Source organism: Embleya sp. NPDC020886 (assembly GCF_044333915.1).
GTDB lineage: Bacteria > Actinomycetota > Actinomycetes > Streptomycetales > Streptomycetaceae > Embleya.
Map to the genome: position 1 here is coordinate 780,943 of NZ_JBIRRX010000003.1, position 17,021 is coordinate 797,963.

Genomic DNA, 17,021 nt, shown 5'->3' on the forward strand with positions numbered 1-17,021 from the left:
CGTTTGAAGCCATGAACCTCGGTTGGCGGAGCCATCGGCGTCCCGTCCTTCTCAGGCCCGACATCTCCTTGGCGGATACCGCGGAACGGACACTGGCGGAAGTCGCCCGACGACTGAGCCGGGACCTGGTCCCCACCGCGACCGCGATCGACCCGACGGCGGTCGCCGTCCACACGCACGACGCGTCCGACGACACCGTGGGGCCCACCCTGTACATACGGATCGACCCTCCCGGTCGAGTGTCGGTCGAACTCCGGTGCCCTCCCGGCGACGTGTGGGAGCGGGCCGCGGCCGCGGTCACCGAGATGCACACCGAACTGCTGGGCGCGGCGCTGACCGATCCCGACCCCGACCTCGCCGAACTCGCCGCACTGTCGCAGGACACCGAGTCGGCGGTGCTCGGCCCGCTCGCGGGAACCCGGGTGGACCACGGCCCCTACCGCAGCGTCCCGGAACGCATTCTCGCCGCCGCCCGGTCCCATCCGGACGCCGTGGCGGTGTACGCCGCCGACGGAACGCTGACCTACCGGCAGTTCGTCGGGCACACCGGCACGCTGGCCGCCCGGATCCGCGCCGCGGCACCGGAAAGCGACGCGCTGCTGCCCATCCTGGTCGCCGACGGCCTCGCCCTGCCGGTGTCGTGGGCCGCCGCGATGATCGCCGGGGTCGGCTACGTACCGATCGACCCCCGCTGGCCCGCACAGCGGATCGCGCACACCCTCGATCTCCTCGACGCCCCCGTGGTGTTGTGCGCCGACCCCGCCGCCGTTCCCATCGCCCACCGCGGCCGAGCGATCCGAGTCGAACTCGCCGAGATCGACCAGGACTTCGTGTTCGACGCCGCGCCCGGACCGGCACCGCACGACGTCGTCTACGGGGTGTACACCTCCGGTACGACCGGAACGCCCCTGTGCGCGGTGAACCTGCACGGCGGACTGGCGAACCGGCTGGCGTTCATGGACCGCTGGTTCGGGCCCCCGTCGAGCCCCGAAGTGGTGCTGCAGAACACCCGGCACACCTTCGATTCGGCTTTCTGGCAGCTCTTTTGGCCGCTGACCACCGGTGGCGCGACGGTGGTGCCCACCACCGGCGAGCATCTCGACCTGCAACACACCATCGACCTCATCGACACCCACGCCGTGACGGTCACCGACTTCGTGCCGGCGGTACTGGGCGCGCTGCTGACCCTGTTGGAACGACGACCGGCGACGGCCCGGCGGCTGCGCTCGCTGCGGCACCTCGTGGTCGGCGGCGAACAGATCAATCCGCAGGACGTGCGGGCCCTGCGGGAGTTGCTGCCGGGGCTGCGCGTCAGCAACGCGTACGGGCCCTCGGAGGCGTCCATCGGCATGATCTTCCACGAGGTGACCGCCGAGGACGGCGACGACATCCCACTGGGCCGGCCGATCGACAACTGCGTAGCCGTCGTCGTCGACGTCGACGGACGGCCCCTGCCGCCGGGCGCGACCGGGGAGATCGTCATCGGCGGCGCCTGCGTCGGCGCCGGCTACCACGGCGAGCCCGACCGCACCGCGCGGCGCTTCCTCGATTCCCCGACGTACGGCCGGATGTACCGCACCGGAGACCTCGGGCACCTCGACGCCGACGGTCGCTTCCACTTCGCGGGACGCGTCGATCATCAGATCAAGATCGGCGGGGTACGCATCGAGCCGGGCGAGATCGAGAACGTGGCCCTGGCCTGCAAGGGAGTTCGGCAGGCCGTGGCACTGGTCGCCGGAACCGCCGAGAACCGCGAGCTGTTGCTCGTCGTCACCGGAACCGCGAGCGACGAGGCGGTACTCGCCCGGCTGCGGGCCGGGCTGCCTCGTGCCGGCATCCCGCGACGCGTCGTGGTCGTCGAGGAGATGCCCCTGACCGAGGCGGGAAAGATCGACCGGCGGCGGTTGGCCCTACGGGTCGAACGCCCCCACTCGCCGCCCTCCGCCGGCGGCGCCGATCCCGTACTGGCCATTCTCCGAACCGCCCTGCGGCGCCCGGACTTCGCGGCCGACGACGACTTCTTCGCCGCGGGCGGAAACTCCCTGCAGGCGGTGGCGGCCGTGGTCGAGCTGAGCGACCGGTTCGGCACCGACATCGGGGTCCGGGACATCGTCGACCAGCCGACGGCGACCGGTCTGCGTCGGCTGATCGCAGGGCGCGGGCGCGACCGCGTACCGACCTCGGCCGAGCTGGTCGCCGCCGACCTCGCCGCCCTCACCGCGCTGCCGGCAGCGCACCACGAGCGGCGCAGCCGGGCCGCGCGCACGGTGCTGCTCACCGGCGCGACCGGGTTCGTCGGTACCCGACTGCTCCACGAACTCCTCGACGGCACCGACCTGACGGTGCTCTGCCTCACCCGCGGCGACGACGACGCCCGTGCCCGGCAACGTCTCCTGGCAGCCCTGGCCGCACAGAACCTGGACCACGCCGGGTACGCCGCACGGATCGTCGCCGTCGCCGGGGACCTGGCCAGACCCGGGCTCGGGCTGACGGACGCGCGTCGGCGCTCGCTCGCCGAGGAGTGCGACCTGATCGTCCACGCCGGCGCCCTGGTCAACCTCCTGTACGACTACCGCACGCACCGCGAGCCGAACGTACTGGGCACGGCGGAGATGATCCGCCTGGCCCGGGAAGCCGGCGGCATCCCGCTGCACTACATCTCGACACTCGGCGTCCTGCACGACCACGCGCTCGCCGAGGGCCGGCCGGTTCCCGAAGACGTCGACATCACCGAAGCGACCCCACCGTCCAGTGGCTACAGCCTGTCGAAGTGGGTGGGCGAGCGGCTCGTGCACGCCGCCGTCGACCTGCCCGTGACTGTGCTGCGCCTGGGCGAGGTCATGCCCGCCGTCGATGCCGCCGCCGTACCCAACCCGACGGCACTCACCCACCTGCTGCTCACCGCCTTCGACCGCCTGGGAGCGGTGCCCCGGGCGACGATCCGCTCGGACTACAGTCCGGTCGACACGATCGCCCGGGCCATCGGCGAAGCGATCCGGGATCCGGCGATGCACGGACGCGCCGCGCACCTGTTCAGCCCGGGCAGCGTGCACTTCGACGAACTGGCCGACGTGCACGCGGAGCGGGTCTCCTGCACGCACTTCCTGTCCCGGCTGCGCACCGCCGCGGCGGACGGGGACGCCGAGTCGGGCATGTTGCTCGCGATCGTCGAGCACCGCGCCGCCGGCCGCGGCGACGACGAGGCCGACCTTCGCGAAGTTCTCGAAAACCTGCTGCAGGACAACTCCGCCCTGTTCACCACATCGCACACCCGCCCGAAGGAGCCTGTCGGTGCATGACGAGGAGCGACCGATGGTCGTCAACGAGCAAGCGGCGCCGATGCGCCGGCGCACCATGGGACGGCTCGGCTGGCAGGTCGGCGAGGTCGGCTACGGCATGTGGGGCATCGGCGGCGGTCCGGGCGGATTCACCGGATGGAACTACGAGATCGCCCCGGACGCCCTCGACCTCGCCGTGGACATGGGCTGCACGTTCTTCGACACGGCCTGGGCCTACGGACGCGGCAAGTCCGAGACCCTGCTCGGCGAACTGCGCAACCGTCGTCCCGACGCCGGGATCCGGCTGGCCACCAAGGTCCCCCCGCTCAACCGCGAATGGCCCCCGCGCCCGCAGGACACCCTCGACGACGTCTTCCCCCTCGAGCACATCCTCGACTACACGCGGCGCAGCCTGGACAACCTCGGCGTCGACCGGATCGACCTGCTGCAACTCCACGTCTGGGAGGACCGCTGGGCCGCGGATCCCGCCTGGCAGAAGGCCGTCACCCTGCTCAAGGAGCAGGGCCTGATCGACGGATTCGGCATCAGCGTCAACCGCTGGGAACCGACGAACTGCTTCGCCGCGCTCGACACCGGGCTGGTCGACGCGATCCAGGTCATCCACAACATCTTCGACCAGGCCCCCGAGGACGAGTTGTTCCCCCGCGCGATCGAGCAGGACATCGCGATCATCGCCAGGGTCCCCTTCGACGAGGGCTCCCTGACCGGGAACCTGAGCGCCGACACCGTGTTCCCACCCGAGGACTGGCGAGCCGTCTACTTCGGACCGGAGAACCTGCCACCCACCGTCGAACGTGTCGACGCGCTGCGCGGCCTCGTCCCCGCCGGCCGAACCCTGCCGGAACTGGCGCTGCGTTTCGTACTGCACCACCCCGCCGTCTCCGTGGTCATCCCGGGCATGCGCCGCCCCGAGCACGTGCGTTCGAACCTGCGCGTATCCGGATCCGAGTCGCTGTCGCCGGAGCTGCTGGAGGCCCTGCGTGCCCACCGCTGGGACCGGCAGCCGACGCGTTGGTCGATGTGAGAACCGAGGAGACCCCGGTGATCCGAACCCGCGACACGTCGCCCGCCACCGTCGACGGCGACGTCTGGTCGTCCCTGGCCACGCAGGCCGTCCGCACACCACACACGCCGGCACTGGTCGACGCGCACGGCGAAGAACTGGACTACCGGACCCTGTTCGACCTGGTCGCGGACCTGGCGGACCGGCTGGCCGACGCGGGCGTTCGACCGGGCGATCTCGTCGGAATCCGGCTGCCGCGCGGCCGGGACGCCATCGTCGCCATCCTCGCGGTCCTGCGTGCCGGAGCCGGCTACGTACCGCTCGACCCCGTCTATCCGGCGGCCCGCCTGGACCTCATGGTCGAGGAGACCCGCCCCCGCGCGCTGATCACGGCCGACGGGGTGGTGCCGCTGGAGGGGAGCGTGCCCCGGCACGATCCCGCGTACGTCATCTTCACCTCCGGCTCGACCGGCCGGCCGAAGGGCGTCCTGGTCGGCCGTCGGCAACTGCGTGACTTCACCGAGGTCTTCGCCGACCGGTTCGCCTTCGCGGAAGGCGACCGAATCCTGCAGTTCGCCTCACTGAGCTTCGACACCAGCGTCGAGGAAATCTTCTGCCCGCTGCTCCGGGGCGCCACCCTGGTCCTGCGCGACGACGACATGATCAGCAGGCCGGACCTGTTCCTCGAACGCTGCGACGCGCTCGGGATCACCGTCCTGGACCTGCCGACCGCGTACTGGCACCAGTTGGTCGCGGCCCTGGACCGGGGCGAGACCGCGCTCCCGGCCGCCGTGCGGTGCGTGATCATCGGTGGCGAGACCGCGCGGCCCGACGCGGTACGCCGCTGGCAGGCCGCGGTGGGCGACGCGGCCCGGTTGTTCAACACCTACGGCCCCACCGAGACCACCGTGGGCGCCACGGCCGCGGACGTGACCGAGTGGTCGGGCGAGGTGGTCCCGATCGGCCTCCCGCACCCGGGCGTGACCTGCCGGATCGGCGACGACGACGAGCTGCTGATCGGCGGCATCGGCGTGGTCGACGGCTACCTGAACCGCCCCGAGCTGACCGCCGAGCGGTTCGTCACGACCCCCGGCCGGGGCCGCGAATACCGCACCGGAGACCGCGTACGCCGCTCCGCCGACGGGCAACTGGAGTTCCTGGGACGGCTCGACGACCAGGTCAAGATCCGGGGCCACCGGGTCGAACCGGCCGAGGTCGAGGCGACGTTGCGCACGCTCGACGGCATCGCCGACGCCGTGGTCCTGGTCGACGAACACACCGGCCGCGCCAAGCTGATCGGCCACGTCGTCACCGACGCCACGACCGACCTCACGACGGTACGCGCCGCCCTCGCCGACCTGGTGCCCGCCCACCTCGTCCCCGCCGCCCTGGTCGCGCACCCACGATTTCCGCTGAACCCGCAAGGAAAGATCGACAAGGCGGCCCTCGCCGCGAAGGCGCCGCAGCAGGACACGCCGGACTTCGCCGGCACGGCGGCCGAACGCGGCGCGGGCACACTGATGGGGGAAATCCTCGGCGTCCCGATCACGAGCGCGGCCGACGATTTCCTCACCCTCGGCGGCGATTCCCTGGACGCCGTACGCCTGATCGCCGCCCTGCGGCAGCGGCACGGCGCGGAGCCGACCCTCACCCGGTGGTACGCGGATCCGACCGTCGCCGCGCTCGCCGGGCTGATCGACGAGGCGAAGGGGGCGGCGGTCGCAACTGCCGGCTCTCCCACCCCCACCCTCGCCGAGGGAGTCCCACACCCGCTGAGCCCGATGCAGCGCGACTATTGGATCGCCGAGCAACTCTGCGCCGATCTGCCCGTGTACACGCTGGGCATCAGGTACCGCTGGACAGAGCCGGTCGACGTCGCGGCACTGACCACGGCGCTCGCGGAACTGGTGCGCAGGCACCCGCTGTTGCGAGCGCGCTTCCCGGACGACGGCGTCGAGCCGAGCATGGTCGTCGCGCCCGCGGGACGGATCCCGCTGACGCTCGGCGAGCCGGATCGCGCCGGCATCGACTTCCGGCACGGCCCGATCGCACACGCCTACCTCGACGGCGAGGAACTCGTGGTGATCGTGCATCACCTCGCCTTCGACGGATGGTCGGCGGGCGTGCTGGGGCAGGAACTCGCCGCCCTGTACCGGGCCGTGCGCGAGGGTGCCGATCCGACCACCGTCCCCGGTCTGCCGCCGGCGGCCGCCGCACCCGACCTCGCCGCCCGCAGCGCCCGGGCGAAGGACGACGCGTCACTCGTCGCGTACTGGCGGGAGCGATTCGACGGCGCCGACCTCGACCTGGAACCGCCCACCGACCGGCCTCGCCCGGCCACCCCCACGTACGCCGCAGGCCGGATCAGTCGCCCCCTCGATGCCGACCTGCTCGACCGGCTGCGTTCCTACGCCGGCGAACAGCGGGCAAGCCTGTTCATGGTGGTCCTGGCCGGCCTCCAGGTCGTCCTGCACCGGTACACCGGACGCACCGACGTCACCGTGCTCTCGCCGGTGGCCGGGCGGTCCACCGGTGAGTCGGCCTCGTTCATCGGCCCCGCGTTGAACGTCCTGCCGCTGCGCGGCGACGTGTCCGGCGATCCGTCGTTCGCCGAACTCCTCGCGCGGGTGAGGGAAGCCGTCCTGGGCGACCTCGATCGCGGGCAACTCGCGCTGCCCGACCTGGTGCACGCCCTGGCGCGGCCCGGTGGGGCCAAGCGCCTGAGCCCGGTCATGCTGACCGTGCACAACACCCCGGCATCCGACGACCCGATCATGCGCTATGCCGGCGAGCTGGCACCGGCCGCGACCATGGTCGACCTGGCGATCGGCCTGGACTTCCCCGCCGACGGCGCGGTGCTGAACGCCGACTACGCCGCCGAACTCTTCGACGGCGCACGCGTCGAGGCGTTCCTCGACCACCTGCTGACCCTGCTCGACGCGGCGACCGGCGGGGCCGGGGCCGCCGGGGAGAGCGGCGGGAAGGGCACGCCGATCACCCTGCTGCCGATGCTCACCGACGGCGAGCGCCGTCGCGTCGTGGACGACTGGAACGACATCGTCGCCCCGGCATTGCATGCCACCGCCGTACACCAGCTCTTCGAACGCCACGCGGCGGCCACGCCCGACGCGCCCGCGCTCACCGTGGGCGGCGATACCCTCGGCTACGGGGAGCTGAACCGCCGGGCCAACAGGCTCGCCCGAAGGTTGCGTCGGGAGGGGGTCCGGCCGGGCCACCGGGTGGCGATCAACCTGGATCGCGGCGTCGAACTCTTCACCGCGATGTGGGCGGTGCTCAAGTCGGGCGGCGCCTACGTGCCGCTGGATCCGGCCTACCCGCGCGACCGGCTGGACTACATGTTGGCCGACAGTGCGCCGACGGTGGTGATCAACCGGGACTATCTCGCCGAAGGATTTTCCGAAGAACTTCGCGACGGACCTTCCGGAGCACATCCCGGAGCACATCCCGAAGGACCTCTCGAAGGACCTCTCCGAGGATCTCTCGCAGGATCTGCCGAGGACGACGGCGATCCGCCCCTGTGCAACTCGGCCGACGATCCCGCGTATGTCATCTACACCTCGGGATCCACCGGCAGGCCCAAGGGAGTCGTCGTCACGCACGGCAACCTCGTGCACGCCGCCGGCATGTGGCAGCAGGCGTACGGGCTGCGCCCGGAGTGGAGCTACCTGCAGGCGGCCAGCTTCTCCTTCGACATGTTCGTGGGCGAAACGCTCCGGGCGCAGCTCAGCGGCGGCCGACTGGTGGTCGCCCCGCGCGAGACCCTGCTCGACCCCGCCGATCTCCACACGCTGATGAAGACCGAGAACGTCGCCTGCACCGAACTCGTGCCCGCGGTGCTGCGCGCGCTCCTCGACCACACCGAGCGCAGCGGGGCGGACCTGTCGTTCGTGCGCCTGCTGATCGGCGGCGGCGAGAAGTGGCACGTCAAGGAGTACGAGCTGGCGAAACGCCTGGTCGGCCCGGACAACCGCGTCGTCAACTCGTACGGTGTCACCGAGGTCACCGTCGACAACGTGCTCTTCGAAGGCTCGGTCGAACACCTCGCCGACGACGCGCCGTTGCCGATCGGACGGCCCTTCCCGAACAACCGGGTCTACATCCTCGACGCGCACCGCCGGCCGGTTCCGGCGGGCGTGGTCGGCGAACTGTATCTGGGCGGGCTCGGCGTCGTACCCGGCTATCACGACCGCCCCGAGTTGACCGCCGAACGATTCGTGGCCGACCCGTTCGTCACCTCACCCGGTGCGCGGATGTACCGCACCGGCGACTCGGCCCGGTTCCACCTCGACGGCACGGTCGACTTCCTCGGCAGGCTCGACGACCAGGTCAAGATCAACGGATACCGGATCGAACTCGGCGAGATCGAGGCCCGACTCGGCACGCCGGCGAACGTGGCGGCGTGCGCCGTGGCCGTGCACCGGCCGGCCGGCGGCATTGCCCGGCTCATCGGCTATGTGGTGACCCGGGACGGAACGGACGCCGACGAGGCCGCCTACCGCGAGACACTCGCCGCGAGTCTGCCCGCGCACATGGTTCCCACCCGTATCCTCACGCTGCCCACACTTCCGTCGACGCCGAACGGGAAACTGGACCGGCGCGCGCTGCCGGCCCCGGCCGGGACGGGCCCCACGTCCGCCGTGACGCTCGCCCGGACGGACACCGAGAAGCGGATCGCGGCGATCTGGGCGGACGTCCTCGGGCTGCCCGAACCCGGCATCGACGACAGCTTCTTCGCCCTCGGCGGCGACTCGTTCTCGGCCCTCAAGGTCGTCCGTCGCGTCGAACCGGCGCCCAGTCTGGTCGAGTTCTACCAACACGCCACCATCCGTCGACTGGCCGCACACCTCGACGCGCGGCCGGAGGCCGGGCCCGCCGAGCAGCGGCTGCTGCAACGGCTCACCGCCACGGACGCCGACCCGGAGACCGGCGGGCACACCGTCGTGGCGGTGCCCTACTCCGGGGGCAGCGCCGTCGCCTATCAGCCGCTCGCCGACGCGCTTCCCGCGAACTGGGCGCTGCGGGCGGTGGAGTTGCCGGGCCACGACCGATCCCGACCCGACGAGGATTTGGAACCGATCGCCGTCGTCGCCGACCGCATCGTCGACGAAATGCGAACGATCGAGGGCCCGGTGCTCCTGTACGGACACTGCCTCGGCGTCGCGCTCACCGTGGAGGTGGCCCGGCGCGCCGAGGCCGCGGGCGTGCCGCTCGCCGGGGTCGCGCTCGGGGCCGGATTCCCGACCGCCCGGCTACCGGGGCGATTCTTCGACTGGATCTACCGGCACGTGCCGGTGGACCGCTTCACCTCCGACCGCGAATACCTGGCCTACCTCCGGGCCCGCGGCGGTTTCACCGATCTGGACGACGAGGAGCAGGAGGCCTTCGTACTCCGCAACGTCCGGCACGACGCCCGCGACGCCGAGGAGTACTTCACGGCCGCCTACCGGCAGACCTACCGTCCGCTGCAGGCCCCGATCATCACGGTCGTCGGCGCCCGCGACCGGGTCACCGAGCACTATCAGGAACGCCACCGGGAATGGCGGCACTTCACCGAGGGCGACTTGGGCCTCGTCGTACTGCCACGCGCGGGGCACTTCTTCCTCAAGAGCCACGCGAAGCCGCTCGCGGAGCAATTGGTGGCCGCCGTCGTCCCCGGCGCCGCGCAGCCGCCCGCCGCGCCGACCGTCAAGGAACAGAGCCCGACCCGGGGAACCGCGCCCGACCTGCGCAAGTTCGCGTTGGTCGCGTTGGGCCAACTCCTGTCGATGATGGGCAGCGGGCTGAGCACACTGGTGCTGAGCATCTGGGTGCTCGACCGGACCGGCTCGCTCACCTCCTTCGCGGTGGTGAGCGCGATCGGACTGCTCCCCGGCATCCTCGTGGGGCCGCTCGCCGGCGCCGTCGCCGACCGGTGGGACCGCCGGAAGGTGATGCTCGCGAGCGACACCACGGCCGGACTCTCCATGGCGGCCCTGGTCCTCCTCATGCACGGCGACGGCCTGCGTCTGTGGCACGTCTGCCTGGTCGTGTCGGTGACGTCGGTGGCCGGCGCGTTCCAGCGACCGGCCTATCTCGCGGCGGTCGCGCAACTCGTGCCCAAGCGCTACCTCGGCCACGCGGCCGGAATCGGGCAACTCGGTGTCGGCGCCGGACTGGTGTTCTCACCCATGCTCGGTGCCGCGCTCATCGACCCGATCGGCATCGACGGCGTGCTCCTCGTGGACACGGGCACCTTCGCGATCGGGGCGCTCACCCTGCTGCTCGTGCGCTTCCCGAACCTCATGTTCCGCGTACGCGAGGAAACCTTCGGCACGGAGATCCGCAACGGCTGGCGGTACATCACCCGCCGACCCGGCCTGCGTGCCGCGCTCCGGTTCTTCGTCGTCGACCACGTCTTCTACACCCTGGGCTTCGCCGTCATCACGCCGATGTTGCTGGCCGAGCAGTCGGACTCGGTGCTGGGTCTGGCGCTGGGCGCCGGCGGCGTCGGCGCGCTCTTGGGCAGCGTGCTGATGGGTCTGTGGGGCGGTACCGCCCGGCGCAGTCACGGCATGCTCGTCTCGATGGCCGTAGGCAGTTTCGCGATGATCCTGGTCGGAATCTCCACCGTGCCGGCCCTGATCGTCGTCGGGATGTTCCTCGTGGGCTTCGGCGAATCCCTCGCCGAAGGTCATTGGATCGCGATCGTGCAGAGCAAGGTCGGGTTCGAACTGCAGGGCCGCGTCCTGTCCCTGTTCATCACCCTGATGATGCTGACGATGCCGCTGGGCTACCTCGTCGTCGGGCCCTTGGCCGAACGTTTCGTCCAGCCCCTGTTCGAATCCGAGGGCCCGGGACGGGGCCTCGCCCTGCTGGTCGTCGTCAGCGGACTGCTGCAACTGGCCTGGTCCGTCCGCGGCTGGTTCGACGCCCGGCTCAGGCTGATCGAGGACGAACTGCCCGACGCCATACCGCCCGCCGAGATCGGCACGCGCGACGACCTGCAGCGCGAAGCCGACGAACTGCTCTCCGCCCGCACCCGGTGAAGGAACCATCCCCTTGTTGCCTCCGATCTCCCTCGCGCCCACCGATCTCGCGCCCACCGATCCGTACCTGATTCCGTCGATCGTCGCGGACGGCCTGCTGCCGGGCGTCCGCGTCCTCCTCAAGGACGAGACCCGCTACGCCTCCGGCAGTCACAAGGAACCCGCCGCCCGCGCGGTCGTGGCCCGCGCCGTCGCCGAAGGACACGACCGGATCGTCGTGGGCTCGTGCGGCAGTTACGGGCGGGCGATGGCGACGGCGTGTGCGGCGGCGGGCCTGCGCTGCACCGTGGTACTGCCCGCCGAATGGAGCGACGGCGGCGCCGCCGCGGCGACCGCCGGGGCGGACATCCGTCTCGTGCACGGTGTCTATGAGGACGCCGTCGACGAATCCCACCGCGTGGCCCACACGTTGGGGGCGCTCGACGGCAATGTCGACGGCCCCTGCAAGGACACGATCCTGGCGGGCCACGGGCATGTCTTCGACGCCCTGCACCGAGAACTGGGCGGCGCTCCGGCCGCCCTGTGGATCCCGGTCGGCAACGGCACGACGATCGTCGCCGCCCACCACCGAGCCCGCCTCCTGGGCTGGCCGGTGGCCCTGCACGCCGTCGGCTCGTCCGGCAACAACCCGATCGTGACGAGCTGGCCGGGCCCCTACCGCACGCTGCCGAGCCACGACGTGGTCACGACGGAGCACAACGAGCCCCTGGTCAACTGGCACGCCCTGCACGGCCCCGAGGCCCTGACCGCGATAGCCGACTCGGGCGGCGCGGTGCACGCGGCGGACGACGACGAACTCCTCGCCGCCCAGGCCCGGCTGGGCCGATACGGAGTCAACCCCAACGCAGCGGGCTCGGCAGCACTCGCCGGGCTGCTGGCCCACGCCGAGGGCACGGCGGTCGGCGGGAACCAGATCGTCCTGCTGACCGGCCGCTGAACGGCGCGGCAGCGGACCAGTCGTGCAGGGGTTGCGCACGATCGACGCGTCGGGCCGCGTCGAGATCGGTGGCCAACAGCGCGACGGCGGCGACGTCCGCGTACGCGGTCGCATGCCTGGGAACCCGCCCGGCCTCCCGCCGCAGGCGCTCCACCCGCTCCCCGCGCTCGGCCTCGCGGTGAGAGCGACAAAAGCCCACGACGCCGTCGACCGGGGTGCCGAAGGCCGCGTGCACCTGCTGCCGCGACAGTGCCTCCACGACGGTCTCCCACGAACCGGCCCGGCGCGTGCCGCCCGCAGGCACAGCGCCCCATGCCCACAACCGCCCCGAGGCCACGGGTACGACCAGCGTCGCGGTGGCCCCCCGGGCTCGGAGCACGGCGATCGCCGCCGCCTGCAGCGTGGAGCTGCCGTTCGGCGAGTCCGACCACACCACCACCGCCTCGTGGGTGCGCCGCAGGTCGTAGCCGAGCGCACGCGACGCCTCGCCGACGTCCGTCGTCGCGGCGTCACCCAACAGGGAACGCACGATGTCGGCCCGTGCCGCGGCCGCGCTGGTGCTCCACACCTCGTGCTCGACGAGGTAGGCACGAATCATGGTGTCGGCGAGTTTGTCGACGTAGGAGAACAGCTCGCGGGAGATCGCCGTGACCTCTTCGACCGCCGCCTCCGGGTCGACCAGTTCGGCACCGGCCCGCAGGAACGCCTCGGTCGTTGCCGCGTGTCCGATCCGAACGCCCCGCAACACCTGTTCGAGCGGTACGGCCCGGTGGACGAACTCGCGGATGCCCTCCAGGGCCGCCTCGGCGGTGGGCGGGGCGGCGCCCGGGCCTTCCACGAGAGTGGACAGTGCCCGCAGGGTGGTCGCTTCATTGCCGCGGCGGAGCAGCTCGACCGCGGCCGGGCTGCCGCCGAGGGCCGGCACCTCGTCGACGATCCGCCGCACGACCACGGAACCGAGTTCGATCGCCCAGCACACGGGGTCCTCTCCGACGCGCGCGACGGCGTCCTCGACGATCGCGCGCGGGCACGCCGCTCGGTCGAGGTCGACCTCACCCTGCGGGCTCAGTCGTGCGATCCAGGCCCGCCGCGGCTTCCGACCGGTCTCGGTCACATCGCCCTCCCTCGGGTCATGACGTCGTGACAGGGCCACCCAGGTCGACATGGGGAACCGGCGCAGGGGCGAGGCGGGTTCGCGTTCACGGTCGCGTTACCGCCGACCGACGCTCGAACCCGCCCACCGGCACGGACGGTCTTGAAGGCGGGGCGGCTCGTGGTGGTCGTCGGAACCCCTCGTCAACTTGCCTCGGCAAGCATTTTCACTTGCCGAGGCAAGTTGAAAGATAGCCTGCCGAGAGTTGCCCAGGCAAGTCAATGCGAGTTGCCCGGGCAAGTAGGATGGGGCTCATGGACACCCAGTCGCCCTGGCTCGACGACGACCAGCAGGACCTGTGGCAGGCGCTGCTCACGGTCGTCGTCGCCCTCCCCGCGGCCCTCGACCGCCAACTCCGGCGGGACGCGGGCATCTCCAACTTCGAGTACGGCGTGCTGGCCCGGCTGTCCGCGGCCGACGAGGCCACGATGCGGCTCGGCGACCTGGCCCGGGTCTGCGACAGCACCCAGCCCCGCCTGTCGAAGACGATGGACCGCTTCGAAACCCGCGACTGGGTCGCCCGCCGACCCGACCCCGGCGACGGCCGCTACACCCTCGCCACCCTGACCGACACCGGCCGGCACAAACTCGTCGAAAGCGCCCCGGAACACGTCGCCCAGGCGAAGCGGCTCGTGTTCGACCCCCTCACCGCCGCGCAACGCCGCCACCTGGAGACCGCACTCACCCGCATCGCCGCCACCGTGCGCCGGGAACTCGAAGGAGGCTGAACGCCGTCCGCGGGCGGGGCCTTCCGTCCGCTCTCCGACGCCGGTGCCGCGGTGCACGGGGAAGGTGCGGCCCTCGGCGGCGGTGTGGCCATACGCCGTGACGAAGCCGCCCTCCACCCGGACCGGGCGTTGATGCGCCGGCCGACGGTGCCATCGGCGCCGCCGCGGCAGTTTGCCCGCCGTCCGGCCCGGGAGCCGACGGGCCGCCGTCGTCACGGTTCGAGGTCGACGACCCCCTTGCCGCCCGGCACGTCCAGCGGCACGGAGACCTGGTCGTGCGTGATCAGCCAATCGCCGTCCGGACCCCCGAGGCGCGCGGCCCACCAGGCGGCCCTCGTCAGGGACTTCAAGCAGGCGTGGGACGCACAGGACATCAACGCCCTCGTCGGCCTCCTCGCCCCCGGCGCCACCTTCACGGCGGACGGCGGCGGCGTGGTCGCCGCCGCGCTCCACCCGATCGAGGGCGGCGAGGGGATTGCGCGGTATCTCACGGACCTCGCCGTCCGGGCGATCGGCGGCCTGACGGTCCGGGAGCGCACGGTCAACGGCCGGGCCGGTCCGGTGATCGAGCACGAGGGCATCGTCGTTGCGGTGTACGCGTTCGACGTCGCGGACGACCGGATCACGCGCATCCGGGCGGTGCGCAACCCGGAGAAGCTCCGCCGGTGGACGGCGGGTTGACCGGTGGGCCGCGCTCGCCGAGGCGGCCGGACTCCGTCGGCCGGCCCAAGAACGACCACCAGGAGCCGCTACGCCTCAAGGGGTCACGGAAGGTCACCGGCGGGCCGGGTTCCTCGGGGAACCGGCGACGGTTGATTACGCGAGCACACCGGTATCGCGGGCCGGACAGCGTCGCGTTGCCGTGGGACGGGTGAGGGCGCACCTCGGTCCGCTCCACCTTCGTGAGCGGGTCGACCGGACCGTTCGTAGGGTTGGGTCGCCCACCCTGTCGCCACGCGAACTCCCATGACGGTGCCCGGCGTTACCGTGCGCCCATGACAACTCCCGACGGCGGCATGCCGTTCCACGACCGCTACCGGTGCGACTACATCGTCAGCCCGGGGCCCGGGTCCACCCCTTCCTTCCAGGAGTACGTACGACTCGCCCGGCACGGCGGACCGGAGACCGTGTCCAGCCTCCTCGCCGACAGCGGGGGCAAGGAAGAAGACCTCGACGAACTGGTCTACAAGCTGTTGTGCGTGGCCTCCGACTTCGGCCACGAGGAAGCCGCGGACCTCATCGACGACCTGTTGGAGACGTCCTCGCTCCGCTACGACGACGACGGCTTCGTCCAGGGCAACGCCCACTTCGAGTTGGCCTTGGCGTACCTGCGCGGAAGCGACGGCCTCCCGGCGGACCCCGAGAAGGCCCGCGAGCACCTCGGCACGGCCCGCGACTGCCACTGGCCGTTGGGCGCCGACGGCGGCGAGACCCTCCTTGCCGCCGCCCGAGCCGTCCTGTCACCACCCCAACGCGTCGTCTTCGACGGGATATACGGCGCGGACCGACCCGGCAGCTGACCACCCGGGCCGACGTCGGCGGCGTCTGCCACCGTGACCGACATGTCCGAGAAGGGACAGCGGGGAACGGCACGTTGACCGCACTCCGGACCGGATCCGTGCCCGACCCGGTATCCGGTCCGGTCCGGGGCGGTAGGCGGCAGGCTCTGTTGCGGGCGGTACCGGGGACGGCGGCATCGAGCGGGGGTCGGTCCGGCGATGGGGGCGCGCCGGACGGTGGAGGGTCGGGCGTGGCTCGGCGGCGGATCCGGACGGCGGTCGGCCTCGGTGTATCGCCCGGGTGCGCGGTGGCCCGATCGGATCAGGATCCGGGCCCGGCGCGTTGCGGACGCGGGAGTCGGTGGCTGGGCGCCGGGGTCGGGGGAGGCCCGATACCCGCAGCCGTCCGACCCCTCCCGAAGCAACTCACCACCTCCCCGGGAACGAGGCATAAGGTGGTATTGGCGGCAGCCCGAGAGTTTCTGGAGGCACGCCGTGACGTTCGTTCAACTCATCGAATGCAAGACCGGCAGGGTCGACGACATGAACCGGCTCATGGACACATGGGTCGAGCAGACGAAGGGCAAGCGGACCGCCACTCACGCGATCGTGGGTCGGGACAGGTCCGACGCGACGCACATCGTCGAAATGGTCGAGTTCCCGTCGTACGAGGAAGCGCAACGCAACTCGTCACTCCCCGAGACCAACCGGATTTTCGAGGAGATGGTCGCGCTGTGCGACGAACCGCCGACGTTCACCGACCTCGACGTGTTGCGTGACGAACAGCTCAACAAGCAGAGCGCGCTGCGCCTCTTCGAGGAGGTCATCGCCAAGGGAGACCTGGGTCGACTCGACGAGCTCTTCGCGGCCGACTATCACGATCACGACGTCGCCAACGACGAGGACACCCGCGGCGTCGACGGCATCCGCCGGGAGATCGAGGGCTACCGGGCGGCCTTCGACTTCGAGTTCACCGTGGACAGCGCGCTGGCGGACGGCGACGAAGTCGCGGTCCGGTGGAGCTGGGTGGGCAGGCACATCGGCGAGTTCGGTGGCATAGCGCCGACGAACGAGAACGTCTCGTTCACCGGCATCACGAACTTCCATTTCCGTGACGGCAAGATCGTGGAAGGCTGGTGGAACTGGGACAACCTCGCGATGCTTCGCCAGGTCGGCGCGATCACGCCGTAGCGCCGGCTCCTCCGGCCACGGTCGCTTCGGAGCCCGTCGGCGGCCGGGTCCGGGACGACGACGGCAGCGGCGCGCAGGACTATCTCGCCTGCTGGAACCGAGTGGCCTTACCGACCGGCCAGAGCGGCTGGACCGACCCGCACACCATGCTGATGGCGGTCAACT

At 71.5% G+C, this 17,021-nt stretch carries 9 protein-coding genes; 8 read left to right on the top strand and 1 reads right to left on the bottom strand.

Features of this window, described 5'->3' with window-relative positions; genetic code table 11:
* Positions 1–68: 68 nt before the first annotated feature.
* Genes ACH4U8_RS14240 through ACH4U8_RS14255 form a run of 4 tightly spaced genes read left to right on the top strand, consistent with a single transcriptional unit; the run spans position 69 to position 12,285 of the window.
* Positions 69–3,299: an amino acid adenylation domain-containing protein gene (locus tag ACH4U8_RS14240; protein WP_395777976.1), complete on the top strand. Its 3,231-nt coding sequence runs from the start codon at positions 69–71 to the stop codon at positions 3,297–3,299.
* Positions 3,292–4,323, top strand: coding sequence for an aldo/keto reductase (locus tag ACH4U8_RS14245; protein WP_395777978.1), 1,032 nt, complete (start codon positions 3,292–3,294; stop codon positions 4,321–4,323). The genes ACH4U8_RS14240 and ACH4U8_RS14245 overlap by 8 nt, the downstream gene beginning before the upstream one ends.
* A 17-nt stretch (positions 4,324–4,340) precedes the next feature.
* Positions 4,341–11,348 carry an amino acid adenylation domain-containing protein gene (locus tag ACH4U8_RS14250; RefSeq protein ID WP_395777980.1) on the top strand — a complete coding sequence of 2,336 codons (7,008 nt, stop codon included), beginning with the start codon at positions 4,341–4,343 and terminating at the stop codon, positions 11,346–11,348.
* Between the two features lie 13 nt (positions 11,349–11,361).
* Positions 11,362–12,285: a pyridoxal-phosphate dependent enzyme gene (locus tag ACH4U8_RS14255; protein WP_395777982.1), complete on the top strand. Its 924-nt coding sequence runs from the start codon at positions 11,362–11,364 to the stop codon at positions 12,283–12,285.
* On the opposite strand, the gene ACH4U8_RS14260 is transcribed toward ACH4U8_RS14255, so the two are convergent.
* Positions 12,182–13,399: a PucR family transcriptional regulator gene (locus ACH4U8_RS14260; RefSeq protein ID WP_395777984.1), complete on the bottom strand. Its 1,218-nt coding sequence runs from the start codon at positions 13,397–13,399 to the stop codon at positions 12,182–12,184. The two genes, ACH4U8_RS14255 and ACH4U8_RS14260, sit on opposite strands and share 104 nt — an antisense overlap.
* 293 nt (positions 13,400–13,692) lie before the next feature.
* On the opposite strand from ACH4U8_RS14260, the gene ACH4U8_RS14265 reads away from it, so the two are divergent.
* The 4 genes from ACH4U8_RS14265 (at position 13,693) to ACH4U8_RS14280 (ending at position 16,856) form a co-directional block, all read left to right on the top strand.
* Positions 13,693–14,166, top strand: a complete 474-nt coding sequence (locus ACH4U8_RS14265; protein WP_395777986.1) for a MarR family winged helix-turn-helix transcriptional regulator — start codon at positions 13,693–13,695, stop codon at positions 14,164–14,166.
* Between the two features lie 279 nt (positions 14,167–14,445).
* Complete coding sequence (locus tag ACH4U8_RS14270) at positions 14,446–14,847, top strand: hypothetical protein (RefSeq protein ID WP_395777988.1); 402 nt, start codon at positions 14,446–14,448, stop codon at positions 14,845–14,847.
* Positions 14,848–15,161: 314 nt separating this feature from the next.
* A complete protein-coding gene (locus ACH4U8_RS14275; protein ID WP_395777990.1) occupies positions 15,162–15,686 on the top strand; it encodes a hypothetical protein in 525 nt (174 codons plus the stop codon).
* 474 nt (positions 15,687–16,160) lie between these two features.
* On the top strand, positions 16,161–16,856 hold the full coding sequence (locus ACH4U8_RS14280) for an ester cyclase (protein WP_360310156.1): 696 nt from the start codon (positions 16,161–16,163) through the stop codon (positions 16,854–16,856).
* Positions 16,857–17,021 lie beyond the last annotated feature (165 nt).